Consider the following 12,455-nt stretch of genomic DNA (forward strand, 5'->3'; position numbering starts at 1 on the left):
CATGACTCTCATCACCACGCCTTCCGAATCCCCTTCCGAACAGCAGGATGCTGCGGCATCCGCCCCCGCGCAGCCGACGCGTTCCTTCGGCTGGTCGCAGCTCGTCGAGGCCCTGCCCGGCGCCCTGCGCAAGCTGAACCCCGCAGCCCTCGTCCGCAACCCCGTGATGCTGCTGGTCTGGGTGGGCGCCGCGTTCGCGACCGCGCTGGCGATCGCCGAACCGTTCCTCGGCGGACCCGCCGACTCGGGTGGCACCCCGGTCCCCGCGCCGTTCACCTGGGGCATCGCGGTGTGGCTCTGGCTGACGGTGCTGTTCGCGAACGTCGCCGAGTCCGTCGCCGAAGGCCGTGGCAAGGCCCAGGCCGCGAGCCTGCGCAAGACGCGCACCAGCACGATGGCCCGCCGTGTGGTCGGTTATGACGCGGCTTCGGATGCCGCCGCAGAACGTGCCGAGACCCTGGAGGTCTCCTCAGCCGAGCTGCAGCGCGACGACGTCGTGATCGTCGCCGCCGGCGAGCTGATCCCCGGTGACGGCGACATCATCGCGGGCATCGCGACCGTCGACGAGTCGGCCATCACGGGCGAGAGCGCCCCGGTGATTCGCGAGTCGGGCGGCGACCGCAGCGCCGTCACCGGCGGCACCCGCGTGCTGTCCGACCGGATCGTGGTGCGCATCACCTCGAAGCCCGGCGAGACGTTCGTCGACCGGATGATCGCACTCGTCGAAGGCGCCAGCCGCCAGCGCACCCCGAACGAGATCGCCCTGAACATCCTGCTCGCCAGCCTGTCGATCATCTTCGTGGTCGTGGTGCTCGCCCTCAACCCGATCGCCTCGTACGCGGCATCGCCCGTCAGCATCCCGGTGCTCATCGCCCTGCTCGTCTGCCTGATCCCGACCACCATCGGGGCTCTGCTCTCGGCCATCGGCATCGCCGGGATGGACCGGCTCGTGCAGCGCAACGTGCTGGCCATGTCGGGGCGCGCGGTCGAGGCCGCGGGTGACGTCACCACGCTGCTGCTCGACAAGACCGGCACCATCACCTACGGCAACCGCCGCGCGCACGAAGTCCTGCCTCTCCCGGGCATCGACGCCGACGAGCTACTGCGCGTGGCGGCCCTGTCGTCGCTCGCAGACCCCACGCCGGAGGGCGCCTCGATCGTCGAGCTCGCCGCCGCCCGCGGCATCCGCGTCACCGCTCCGGAGGATGCCGTCGTCGTGCCGTTCACCGCGCAGACCCGCATGTCGGGACTCGACCTCGCCGACGGCACGCAGATCCGCAAGGGCGCAGGTTCCGCGGTGCGCGCCTGGCTCGGGCTCGACGCCGAGGACGCGGAGCTCACCACCCGCACCGACACCGTCGCCGAATGTGGCGGCACCCCCCTCGTCGTGGCCGTGACGGCCCCCGGCGCGGAGGGCCGCATCCTCGGGGTCGTGCACCTCAAGGACATCGTCAAGGACGGTCTGCGCGAGCGGTTCGACGAGCTGCGCAGCATGGGCATCCGCACGGTGATGATCACGGGCGACAACCCGCTGACCGCGAAGGCCATCGCCGCCGAGGCCGGGGTCGATGACTTCCTCGCCGAGGCGACGCCCGAGGACAAGCTCGCCCTCATCCGCCGCGAGCAGGAGGGCGGGCGCCTGGTCGCCATGACCGGCGACGGCACGAACGATGCCCCCGCCCTCGCGCAGGCCGACGTCGGCGTGGCCATGAACACCGGCACCTCGGCTGCGAAGGAGGCCGGCAACATGGTCGACCTCGACTCCGACCCGACCAAGCTGATCGACATCGTGCGCATCGGCAAGCAGCTGCTCATCACCCGCGGAGCCCTCACCACGTTCTCGCTCGCGAACGACGTGGCGAAGTACTTCGCGATCATCCCGGCGATGTTCATGGGCGTCTTCCCCGGACTCGCCGCGCTCAACATCATGCAGCTGCACTCGCCGGCATCCGCCGTGACCAGCGCGATCATCTTCAACGCGATCGTGATCGTGTTCCTGATCCCGCTCGCCCTGCGCGGAGTGAAGTACCGCCCGGCGAGCGCCTCGCAGATCCTGCAGCGCAACCTGCTCATCTACGGACTCGGCGGCGTGATCGCCCCGTTCATCGGCATCAAGCTCATCGACCTGGTCGTCAGCCTCATCCCGGGCTTCTGACCCGGCTCGGAAAAGGAACCCAGACATGTCCTCCACTCGCACCGCGGCCCGCACCACCGGGGTCGCCATCCGCGCGATGCTCGTCCTCACCCTCGTGCTCGGCGTCGGCTACACGCTCCTCGTCACGGGCATCGGGCAGCTCGCTCTCCCCTGGCAGGCGAACGGCTCAGCCCTCCCCGACGACAAAGGCAGCTCACTGATCGGCCAGCCGTTCACGGATGCCGACGGCGAGGCCCTGCCGGAGTACTTCCAGTCCCGCCCCTCGGCGGCCGGCGACGGCTATGACGGGGCGGGCTCCAGCGGCAGCAACCTCGGCCCGGAGAACCCCGACCTGGTCGCGGCCATCGCCGACCGCCAGGCCGCGATCGCGGAGCGCGAGGGCGTGAAGGCGTCCGAGGTGCCGGCCGACGCGGTCACCGCCTCGGGTTCGGGCCTCGACCCCCACATCAGCGTCGCCTACGCCCTGCTGCAGGTGCCGCGCGTGGCCGAGGCGCGCGGGCTCCCGGAACAGCAGGTCGAGGACCTCGTGGAGTCTAGGATTCAAGGGCGGGATCTGGGATTCCTCGGCGAGGAGCGCATCAACGTCGCCGAGCTCAACCTCGCGCTGGACGACCTGGAGGGCGAATGAGCGCAGATCGGACGCATCGCCCGGCACCGGAACACCCCCGTCGCGGCCGCCTCCGGGTGCTGCTGGGCGCCGCTCCCGGTGTCGGCAAGACGTTCGAGATGCTCGCCGAAGGACGCCGCCTCCGCGAGGAGGGACACGACGTCGTCATCGCCATCGTCGAGACCCATGACCGCGCGGCCACGCTCGCGCAGACGGTCGGACTGCCCGAGGTGCCCCGTCGCGTCGAAGACCATCGCGGCATCGCCCTGACCGAACTCGACCTCGACGCCGTGCTCGCCCGGGCTCCCGAGATCGCGCTCGTCGACGAGCTCGCCCACACGAACACTCCCGGTTCGCGGCATCCGAAGCGCTGGCAGGACGTGGACGAGCTGCTGGACGCCGGCATCGACGTCGTCACCACCGTCAACGTGCAGCACATCGAGTCGCTCAATGCCGTGGTCGAGAAGATCACCGGCATCGCGCAGCAGGAGACGATCCCGGATGCCGTGGTGCGCGCCGCGGACGAGATCGAGGTCGTCGACCTCGCGCCGCAGTCGCTGCGGGACCGGCTCTCCGCCGGGCTCGTGTACCCGGCCGAGCGCATCGATGCCGCCCTGTCGAACTACTTCCGCCTCGGCAACCTCACCGCGCTGCGCGAGCTCGCCCTGCTCTGGCTCGCCGACGAGGTCGACAGCGCCCTGCGCACCTACCGTGCGGAGCAGGGGATCGAAGGGAACTGGCAGGCCAGGGAACGGGTCGTCGTCGCCCTCACCGGCGGCCCCGAAGGCGAGACCCTGCTGCGTCGCGGCGCACGGATCGCCGCCCGCTCGGCCGGCGGAGAACTGCTCGCGGTGCACATCTCGGCCCAGGACGGGCTGCGCAACGAGACCCCGGGGGCGCTCGCCACGCAGCGCACCCTCGTCGAATCGCTCGGCGGCAGCTACCACCAGGTCGTCGGCGACGACATCCCGGCCACCCTGGTCGAGTTCGCGCAGGGGGTGGACGCCACGCAGCTCGTCATCGGGGTCAGCCGTCGCAGTCGACTCGCCGCCGCGCTCACCGGTCCCGGCATCGGATCGGAGGTGATCCGTCGCTCGGGCGACATCGACGTGCACATCGTCACCCACGCCGCCGCGGGCGGACGTCTCGCCCTGCCACGGATGACCGGCGGGGCACTCGGCTGGCGGCGGCAGCTGCTGGGCTTCGCGGTGGCCCTCGTGTTCGGACCGCTGCTGTCGTGGCTGATGTTCACCTTCCGCAGCCCCGAGTCGATCACCGCCGAGGTGCTCGCCTACCAGCTGCTCGTGGTCGTGGTCGCCCTCATCGGCGGCGTCCGTCCTGCCGTGTTCGCGGCCGTGCTCTCCGGCGTCACACTCGACTTCCTCTTCGTCGCACCCCTGTTCACCATCACGATCGCGCATCCGCTGCACGTGCTCGCCCTCGCGCTGTACGTGCTCATCGCGATCCTGGTGAGCATCATCGTCGACCAGGCCGCCCGCCGTGCCCGCACCGCGCAGCGCGCCACCGCCGAGGCCGAGCTGCTCGCCGCGGTCGCCGGCAACGTGCTGCGGGGCGACAACGCGGTGCTGGCCCTCGCCAGCCGTACCCGGGAGGCGTTCGGGCTCAGCGGCGTGCGGGTGCTCTCCCCCGACGGCGAGGTGCTCGCCAGCGACGGGGAGCCGGTCGCCGATGGACGAGCCACGAGCATCCCGGTCGGCGTCCGCCCCGGCGGCGGCCCGCGCGCGATGCTGGAGCTGAACGGCGAACCGCTGGCGGGGCCGGAGCGTCGACTGCTCGACGCGATCGTGGCGCAGCTGTCGGCCGCGATCGAGCACACCGACCTGCGGGCGACCGCGAGCGAGGCCGAGGCCCTGGCCGAGACCGACCAGGTGCGCAGCGCGCTGTTGTCGGCCGTGAGCCATGATCTGCGGCGCCCGCTGGCCTCGGCCGTCGCGGCGATCGGCGGACTGCGCGGCGCGCATGAGCTCTCGGCATCCGACCGCGAGGAGTTGCTCGCGACCGCCGACGAGAGCCTCGCCACCCTGTCGACCCTGGTCACCGACCTGCTCGACGTGAGCCGCGTGCAGGCCGGGGTGCTCGCGGTCTCCTCCTCTCGGATGGATGCCGCCGGCACCGTGCTCGCCGCCATCGATGAGCTCGGGCTCGGCCCCGCCGACGTCGAGCTCGCCCTCGACCCCGAGCTGCCGCCGGTGTTCGCCGACCCCGTCCTGCTGCAGCGGGTGCTGGTGAACGTGCTCGCCAACGCGCACCGCCACGCGCCCGAGGGCAGCCGGGTGATCGTCTCGACCAGTGCCCTCGGCGATCGCGCCGAGATCCGGGTGATCGATCGCGGCGACGGGGTCTCACCCGAGCGACGGGACCGCATCTTCCAGCCGTTCCAGCGCTTCGGCGACACCGACAACACCACGGGGCTCGGGCTCGGGCTCGCCCTGTCGCGCGGGTTCGCCGAGGGCATGGGCGGTACCCTGACACCCGAGGACACCCCCGGCGGGGGCCTCACCATGGTCATCTCCCTGCCACTCGGCGCAGGGCATCACGACACGGAGGAGACGGAGTGAAGCTCCTCATCGCCGACGACGACCCGCAGATGGTGCGGGCGCTGCGGATCACGCTCGCCGCCCATGGATACGAGGTCGTCGTGGCGGCCGACGGTGCCGCCGCGGTCGCTGCTGCCGCGCAGACGCATCCCGACCTCATCATGCTCGACCTGGGCATGCCCCGGCTCGACGGCATCGAGGTCATCCAGGCGCTGCGCGGATGGACGAACGTGCCGATCATCGTGGTCTCCGGCCGCACCGGGTCGGCCGACAAGGTCGAGGCTCTGGATGCCGGTGCCGACGACTTCGTGACGAAGCCCTTCCAGGTGGACGAGCTGCTCGCGCGGCTGCGGGCGCTGTCCCGCCGGTCGATGCCGGCGAGCGGGGAGTCGACGGTGGCGTTCGGCGACGTCGTGGTCGACCTCGCGACCAAGACCGTCACCCGGGCAGGAACTCGCGTGCACCTGACGCCGACGGAGTGGCGGATGCTGGAGCACCTCGCACGGCATCCGGGGGCCCTGGTCACCCGACAGGATCTGCTGAAGGAGATCTGGGGCAGTGAGCAGGTGTCCGACTCGGGCTACCTGCGCCTGTACATGTCGCAGCTGCGCAAGAAGCTCGAGCAGGAGCCGGCCGCCCCGGTGCACCTGCTCACCGAGGCGGGGATGGGCTACCGGCTCGTGCTCTGAGCTGAGCGCGCACGGCGTCGCAGCACCGCGACGACCCCGGCGACGACGAGCAGCACGGCCACGATGATCGCGGCGACCGCGGTCGGGGTGCTCTCGGGCTCCCCGGTGAGACGGCCGACCGCGAGCCAGGCCAGGCCCCAGGCCGTCGCGAGTGCGGGGGCGATGCGACCGGTCGCCCACGCGGCAGCGGCACCGATCACGAGCACGACCACCAGCACGGCGATCGCCCAGGCATCCGCCGCCTGCGCCCAGCTCTCGGGCGCGATCTGCGTGAGCCAGGCCGCGGTGTTCGCGACCGTCGCGATCGTCACCCAGCCGAAGTGCAGGCCGTTCGCGCCGTCGGTCAGGATGCGGTCGGCGAGGTTTCGCGCCGGGAAGCGCCCCAGCACGACGATCACCCGCGCGAGCACGGCCAGCAGCAGGGCGATCACGACGACCGTGAGCCACAGCGTCAGATACCGCGCGGTGACCAGCCAGAGCCCGTTCAGCACCATCGAGGCGGCGATCCATCCGCCCACGGCCTGCTGGCGAGCATCCTGGCGTTGCGCGGGAAGCGCCTGCCACACCGTGTACGCGATGAGCCCGATGTAGATGAGGGACCAGATCGAGAATGCGGGGCCGGCGGGCGCGAGATACGAGCCCTGTGCCGAGAGCGCGCCGTCTTGCAGGTCGTCGACGGATGCTCCGCCGAACGCTCCTGCGCCGATGGCGGCCGCGATCAGCATGAACGATGCCGCCGCGATGATCAGGCTCTGCCGGCCGATGCCCTTCGTACGTGAGTCCATGGTCGTGACCATACGGCGTGGAGCGGCCGGTGCGCATCGGGGTTGACACCCGGCCGCGGTTTCGCTAACCAGGTTAGGAAAACCCTCAGGCCCGGGCGAAGGCCGCGTCGATCAGGACCTCCGCGGCACCGCGCGCCTGCACGGCGACGGAGGGGTCTTTCGAGATCGCGGCCGTGCTCTGCGCCCCCTCGGCGAGGATCGACAGCTGTGCGGCGAGCGCTACGGGGGCACCCGTGTCGGCGACCAGGCCCGCCATGTACTCCTGGAACGACGCCTTGTGTGTGCGCACGATCTCGGCGACCTCGGGGTTCGTCCCACCGAGCTCGCCGAACGCGTTGATGAAGGCGCAGCCGCGGAAGTCGTCGGCGCAGAACCAGTTCTCGAGGTATCCGTAGACCGCGAGCAGGCGGGTGCGCGGATCATCACCGGCATCCGTCACGGCCGCGGAGAGCCCGTACTCCCACTGGGCGTGCTTGCGGGCGAGGACAGCGGTGACGATGTCGGTCTTCGCGGGGAACAGCGCGTAGAGGCGACGCAGCGACACGCCGGCGGCCGACCGCAGCTCGTCCATGCCGACGGCCGCGTACCCCTTGCGGTAGTAGAGCTCCTCCGCGGCGGACAGGATGCGCTCTCGGGCCTCGTCTTCGGTCATGTCCAGAAGTCTACTTGACACGAGAACGAACGTTCTCTAGATTGAACACATCGAGCGAGAACGATCGTTCTCACCGCAACCGAAAGGACCAGGATCATGGGCTACATCACCGTCGGAAACGAGAACAGCACCCCGATCGAGCTCTACTACGAAGACCAGGGTTCAGGTCAGCCCGTCGTCCTGATCCACGGCTACCCGCTCGACGGCCACAGCTGGGAGCGTCAGACCCGCGAGCTCCTCGCCCAGGGCTACCGCGTCATCACCTACGACCGCCGCGGCTTCGGCGGATCTTCCAAGGTCAACGCCGGCTACGACTACGACACGTTCGCCGCCGACCTGAACACCGTGCTCGAGACCCTCGACCTGCGCGACGTCGTGCTCGTCGGCTTCTCGATGGGCACCGGAGAGCTCGCCCGCTACGTCGCGAAGTACGGACACGACCGCGTCGCGAAGCTCGCCTTCCTCGCCTCGCTCGAGCCCTTCCTGGTGCAGCGCGACGACAACCCCGAGGGCGTGCCGCAGGAGGTCTTCGACGGCATCGAGGCCGCGGCGAAGGGCGACCGCTTCGCGTGGTTCACCGACTTCTACCAGAACTTCTACAACCTCGACGAGAACCTCGGCTCGCGCATCAGCGAGCAGGCCGTGACCGGCAGCTGGAACGTCGCCATCGGCAGCGCACCCGTGGCCGCCTACGCGGTCGTCTCGGCCTGGATCGAGGACTTCCGTGGCGACGTCGAGGCCGTGCGCGCCGCGGCCAAGCCCACCCTGATCCTGCACGGCACGAAGGACAACATCCTCCCGATCGACGCGACCGCGCGCCGCTTCCACCAGGCGGTGCCGGATGCCGACTACGTCGAGGTCGAGGGCGCCCCGCACGGCCTGCTCTGGACCCACGCCGACGAGGTCAACGCCGCGCTGAAGGACTTCCTCGCCAAGTAACCCCGTTCGAATCGCGCGAATGGTCCCATTTCTTCGGGAGATGGGACCATTTGCGCGATTCGGGAGCGACTCGACGCGGGGCTACGCGTCGCGCGAGCGCCAGAGCAGCCAGACGAAGTACGGGGCTCCGATCAGCGCGACCACGAGTCCGGCTGGCAGCTGGGCGGGGGCGATGACCGTACGCCCGATGGTGTCCGCGACACCGACGAGCAGACCGCCCAGCAGCACCGCGACCGGGATCACCCTGGCGTGCCTGGCACCGACGAGAGCCCGTGCCGCATGCGGAGCGACGAGCCCGACGAAGCCGATCACACCGATCGCCGTCACGCTGAGCGCCGCGAGCACCGCCGCCACGACCAGCAGCGTCAGCCGCACGGGCTCGAGGCGGATGCCGACGAGTCGCGGAGTGTCCTCGTCGAGCGACAGCACGTCGAGCTCGCGACGGCTCATCACCACGAACGGCAGCGCGATGGCCAGGACGATCGCCAGCGGCAGCACCTGCTCCCACACGCGGCCGTACGTGGTGCCGGACAGCCACGTGTAGATCTTCGGGGTGTCCCAGGGGTTCGACCTCAGCAGGAAGAAGGTCGTGAGCGACACCGTGAAGTACGAGACGCCGATGCCTATCAGCAGGAACCTGTCGGCGTTCAACCCGCCGCGCCACGACAGGAGGTACACGAGGGCGAAGGCCAACAGCGCCCCGGCGATGGCACCCGCGATCATGCCCGCGGTGGACGAAACGGCACTCGTGATCACCAGCACCGCGCCGAGGCCGCCGCCGCCCGTGACGCCGAGGATGCTCGGGTCGGCGAGCGGGTTCCGGCTGACCCCCTGGATGATGGCGCCGGACAGCGCGAGCGCCCCACCCGCCACGACCGCGGCCGCGATGCGCGGCGCCCGCTCGTCCAGCGCGAAGGCGATCGCGGGCGGAGCCTCACCCTGAAGCCACAGCACGATGTCGCCGGTCAGCAGCCAGGTGTGCCCGGCGAGCAGGCCGAGCAACAGCACCCCGATCACGCCCAGCACGACGACCACCATGGTGATGCGGAACCGGAGTCGGCTGCGCACGCCGAACCGCACCCGCGGAGGCTCTCGCGTCGGACCGGCATCGCGCAGGCGCCGCGCCATGAGCACGAGCACGATGGCTCCGAGGAGCGTGGTCGCGACGCCGGTCGGGATGAGGATCGCCGCCTCGGCCCCGATGATCGCCCGCAGCAGAGCATCCGAGAGGATCACGACGATCGCGCCGAGGAGGCCGGCCGCCGGGATCAGGAGCAGATGGCGGTTCAGACTCGGCACCACCCGCGTCAGCAGACGGGCGAGCACGGGCGCACACAGCCCGACGAAGCCCATCGGCCCCGCGAGCGTCACCGACACCGCGGTGAGCGTGACGGCGAGCAGGATGCCGATGGCCCGCGTCGAGCGGATCGGCACACCCAGGGAGGATGCCGTGTCGTCGCCGAGTGCCAGGATGTCGAACCGCCGCGCGAGCAGCAGGGCCGCCGCCGTCACCACGACCACGACGGGTGCCGCCTGCAGGAACGCGGTCAGCCCGAGCTGCGACAGGCTGCCGCTTCCCCACGCCAGCAGCCCCTTGGTCTCCTCGTCGAAGAGGATGAGCAGGGTCGAAGTGCCGGCCTGGAATGCGAGCGCGAGGGCCGTGCCCGCGAGGATCAGCCGCGTGGTCGACGACCCCGCACCACCGGCGAGGCCGAGCACGATCCCCGCGGCGATGAGGCCGCCGGCGAACGCGACAGCGCCCGACGCCCACACCGGCACCGCGATGCCGAACGCCGCGAGTGCCGTCACCGCGAGATAGGCACCGGCGGTCACGCCCAGCGTGTCCGGCGAGGCCAGAGCGTTGCGGGCGAGCGACTGGAGGAGGATGCCGGCGACGCCGAGCGCCACCCCCACGGCGATGCCCGCGGCGAGGCGTGGCACCCGCGACCCCCACAGCACCTCGGTGTCGGCGAACACGGCACCGCTCGTGCCCTGCGTGAGATGCCAGCAGGCCACGGCGACGAGCACGACCGCAAGGGCGACGAGCACGCCGATGCCCGTCAGCAGGGCACCCGGCCGGCGTCCCTCCGCCTCGTCGGGCGCGACGGCGGGAGCCGGGCGCGCCGGCTCCGTCGTGGCCGCCGCGTCGTCGAGGCGAAGGGCACCCGTCACTTCGAGAGCACCTCGACGTAGCCGTCGATGATCTGCTGGGTCGAGCGCGGTCCGCCGAACGTCCAGATCCCGGCGGGGAACGCGGTGAGGCGGTCATCGGCCACGGCGGGCAGCGAGGTCCAGGCCGGGTTGTCCTGCAGGGCGTCGATGAAGCTCTCCGACTCGGGGTCTTCGGTGCCGGTGTAGAACAGGCTGGCGTCGCCGACCGTGGTCATGCCCTCGACGTCGGTCTGGCCGAGGCCGTAGGTGGGGTCGACCTCGCCGGTCCAGGCGTTCTCGAGACCGAGCTTCTCGCCGATCTCCCCGACCAGCGAGCCCTGGCCGAACGGACGCAGCGCGACGTTGCCGCCGTCGACCCAGCCGTCGAAGAACACGAACTCCGTCGTGGGCAGGTCGAGATCCGCGAGCTCGGCCGATGCCGAGTCCAAGTGGGCCTGGAACTCGTCGGCGACGACCTCGGCGCGCTCCTCGCGGCCGGTCACCTGGGCGATGAGGTCGAGCGTGCCGAGCATCTTCGCGATGGGGTCGGCGGCATCCGCACCGATGGTCGCCAGCACCGGCACGTCGTAGGCCTCGAGCTGGGCGACGATGGGGTCGTCCGCGGCGCTGACCTCGACGATCACGAGGTCGGGCTCGGTGCCGAACAGCGTCTCGAGGTTCGGCTCCTGGCGGGTGCCGACGTCGGTCACACCCTCCGGGAGCTCCTCCGCGGTGACCCACGTGCTGTAGCCCTCGGCGTCGGCGACCGCGACCGGGGTGACGCACAGCGACAGCGCATCCTCGATCTGCTGCCACTCGAGCACCGCGATCCGCTCGGCGGGCTTGTCGAGCTCGACCGTGCGGCCGAGGTCGTCCGTGACGGAGACGGCGCCCGTCGAGGTCGCGGTGGTGTCGTCGCCGCAACCCGCGCTCGTCGAGGCCGAGGCGTCGGAGTCGGAGGCAGCGGGGGCCTGGGTGGTGCCGCAGCCGGCGAGGGCCATCACGAGCGCGCCACCCAGGGCGATCAGGGCGAGGGGCTTCTTCTTCATTCGGTTCTTCCTCCGGGAGGGGTGAGGGGGTTTCAGGATGCTGCGCGGGCGCGGTGCCGGCCGTGGTGACGACCGCGCGGGAGCACCCGCACGAGGCCGGTCTCCTCGTCGATCTCGGTGTCGATCCGCAGGCCGTACACGTGCGAGAGGTTCTCGCCCGTGAGCACCTCGGCGGGGGTGCCCGCCGCGTGGACTCGACCGGCGTGCAGCAGCACCACGTCGTCGGCGACGGATGCCGCGTGGTCGAGGTCGTGCAGCACGACACCCAGGGCGGTGCCGTGGTCGTCGGCGAGCTCGCGCACCAGGTCGAGCGTCTCCACCTGGTAGCGCAGGTCGAGGTGGTTGGTCGGCTCGTCGAGGAGCAGCACGCCCGTCTCCTGCGCCAGCGCGGTCGCCAGCCACACGCGCTGCAGTTCGCCGCCCGAGAGCTGGTCGACGGGGCGCGAGGCCATCGTGCGGAGCCCGGTCAGTTCGAGCGCCCGCGCGACGGCGGCGCGGTCGGCGTCGCTGACGCCCGAGAAACGGCCCCGATGCGGATGGCGGCCGTACGCCACGACGTCGGAGACCTCGATCCCGGACGGATGCGGCCGCGACTGCGAGAGCATCGCCACGGCCTTGGCGAACTCCTTCGCCGAGAGGGCCGCGGCATCGCGAGTCTCGTCGCCGCCGATGCGCACGCTCCCCGCCTCGATGCGGTGCAGGCGGGCGAGCGCACGCAGGACGGTCGACTTGCCGCTGCCGTTCGGCCCGATGAGGGCGGTGACCCGTCCGGGTGCCAGGCGCAGCGAGACGTCGTGCACCACCCGGGCTCGGCCGTATCCGAGCACGAGGGATTCGCCCTGCAGGGCGTGGGGCGCTGTCGTCGTCATA

10 protein-coding genes are annotated in these 12,455 nt (G+C 71.2%); 5 read left to right on the plus strand and 5 right to left on the minus strand.

Features of this window, described 5'->3' with window-relative positions; all coding sequences use genetic code 11:
- Position 1: 1 nt before the first annotated feature.
- The 4 genes from kdpB to ACIOTO_RS05190 are packed head-to-tail and all read left to right on the plus strand — an operon-like array spanning position 2 to position 6,009.
- A complete protein-coding gene (gene kdpB, locus ACIOTO_RS05175; protein WP_400856897.1) occupies positions 2 to 2,155 on the plus strand; it encodes a potassium-transporting ATPase subunit KdpB in 2,154 nt (717 codons plus the stop codon).
- A 25-nt stretch (positions 2,156 to 2,180) separates the two neighbouring features.
- Positions 2,181 to 2,783, plus strand: coding sequence for a potassium-transporting ATPase subunit KdpC (gene kdpC, locus ACIOTO_RS05180; protein WP_400856898.1), 603 nt, complete (start codon positions 2,181 to 2,183; stop codon positions 2,781 to 2,783).
- Positions 2,780 to 5,341: an ATP-binding protein gene (locus ACIOTO_RS05185; RefSeq protein ID WP_400856899.1), complete on the plus strand. Its 2,562-nt coding sequence runs from the start codon at positions 2,780 to 2,782 to the stop codon at positions 5,339 to 5,341. Before kdpC ends, ACIOTO_RS05185 begins: the two co-directional genes overlap by 4 nt.
- The gene (locus tag ACIOTO_RS05190; protein WP_400856901.1) at positions 5,338 to 6,009 is read left to right on the plus strand and encodes a response regulator; all 672 of its coding nucleotides are present in this window, start codon (positions 5,338 to 5,340) and stop codon (positions 6,007 to 6,009) included. Before ACIOTO_RS05185 ends, ACIOTO_RS05190 begins: the two co-directional genes overlap by 4 nt.
- Here ACIOTO_RS05190 and ACIOTO_RS05195 read toward each other — a convergent pair.
- Together ACIOTO_RS05195 and ACIOTO_RS05200 are read right to left on the minus strand one after the other, a co-directional pair.
- On the minus strand, positions 5,991 to 6,794 hold the full coding sequence (locus tag ACIOTO_RS05195) for a TspO/MBR family protein (protein WP_029261446.1): 804 nt from the start codon (positions 6,792 to 6,794) through the stop codon (positions 5,991 to 5,993). The genes ACIOTO_RS05190 and ACIOTO_RS05195 overlap by 19 nt on opposite strands.
- Positions 6,795 to 6,879: 85 nt before the next feature.
- Positions 6,880 to 7,446 carry a TetR/AcrR family transcriptional regulator gene (locus ACIOTO_RS05200; protein ID WP_400856902.1) on the minus strand — a complete coding sequence of 189 codons (567 nt, stop codon included), beginning with the start codon at positions 7,444 to 7,446 and terminating at the stop codon, positions 6,880 to 6,882.
- Positions 7,447 to 7,542: 96 nt separating this feature from the next.
- Between ACIOTO_RS05200 and ACIOTO_RS05205 the strand changes: the two genes are divergently transcribed.
- Positions 7,543 to 8,385, plus strand: coding sequence for an alpha/beta fold hydrolase (locus ACIOTO_RS05205; RefSeq protein ID WP_262002922.1), 843 nt, complete (start codon positions 7,543 to 7,545; stop codon positions 8,383 to 8,385).
- Between the two features lie 81 nt (positions 8,386 to 8,466).
- Here ACIOTO_RS05205 and ACIOTO_RS05210 read toward each other — a convergent pair whose 3' ends face one another.
- Genes ACIOTO_RS05210 through ACIOTO_RS05220 form a run of 3 tightly spaced genes read right to left on the minus strand, consistent with a single transcriptional unit; the run spans position 8,467 to position 12,454 of the window.
- The gene (locus tag ACIOTO_RS05210; RefSeq protein WP_400856904.1) at positions 8,467 to 10,557 is read right to left on the minus strand and encodes an iron ABC transporter permease; all 2,091 of its coding nucleotides are present in this window, start codon (positions 10,555 to 10,557) and stop codon (positions 8,467 to 8,469) included.
- Complete coding sequence (locus tag ACIOTO_RS05215) at positions 10,554 to 11,585, minus strand: ABC transporter substrate-binding protein (RefSeq protein WP_400856905.1); 1,032 nt, start codon at positions 11,583 to 11,585, stop codon at positions 10,554 to 10,556. Before ACIOTO_RS05215 ends, ACIOTO_RS05210 begins: the two co-directional genes overlap by 4 nt.
- Positions 11,586 to 11,617: 32 nt before the next feature.
- Positions 11,618 to 12,454 carry an ABC transporter ATP-binding protein gene (locus tag ACIOTO_RS05220; RefSeq protein WP_372468101.1) on the minus strand — a complete coding sequence of 279 codons (837 nt, stop codon included), beginning with the start codon at positions 12,452 to 12,454 and terminating at the stop codon, positions 11,618 to 11,620.
- Between the last annotated feature and the right edge of the window lies 1 nt (position 12,455).

It is taken from the genome of Microbacterium sp. NPDC087592, from assembly GCF_044743585.1.
In the GTDB taxonomy this organism is placed as follows: domain Bacteria; phylum Actinomycetota; class Actinomycetes; order Actinomycetales; family Microbacteriaceae; genus Microbacterium.

Excerpts from the sequence above, each read along its gene's own strand:
- kdpC (WP_400856898.1), top strand. The coding sequence starts at position 2,181 with ATGTCCTCCACTCGCACCGCGGCCCGCACCACCGGGGTCGCCATCCGC.
- ACIOTO_RS05205 (WP_262002922.1), top strand. The coding sequence starts at position 7,543 with ATGGGCTACATCACCGTCGGAAACGAGAACAGCACCCCGATCGAGCTC.
- ACIOTO_RS05185 (WP_400856899.1), top strand. The coding sequence starts at position 2,780 with ATGAGCGCAGATCGGACGCATCGCCCGGCACCGGAACACCCCCGTCGC.
- ACIOTO_RS05220 (WP_372468101.1), bottom strand. The coding sequence starts at position 12,454 with ATGACGACGACAGCGCCCCACGCCCTGCAGGGCGAATCCCTCGTGCTC.
- ACIOTO_RS05215 (WP_400856905.1), bottom strand. The coding sequence starts at position 11,585 with ATGAAGAAGAAGCCCCTCGCCCTGATCGCCCTGGGTGGCGCGCTCGTG.
- ACIOTO_RS05195 (WP_029261446.1), bottom strand. The coding sequence starts at position 6,794 with ATGGACTCACGTACGAAGGGCATCGGCCGGCAGAGCCTGATCATCGCG.
- kdpB (WP_400856897.1), top strand. The coding sequence starts at position 2 with ATGACTCTCATCACCACGCCTTCCGAATCCCCTTCCGAACAGCAGGAT.
- ACIOTO_RS05200 (WP_400856902.1), bottom strand. The coding sequence starts at position 7,446 with ATGACCGAAGACGAGGCCCGAGAGCGCATCCTGTCCGCCGCGGAGGAG.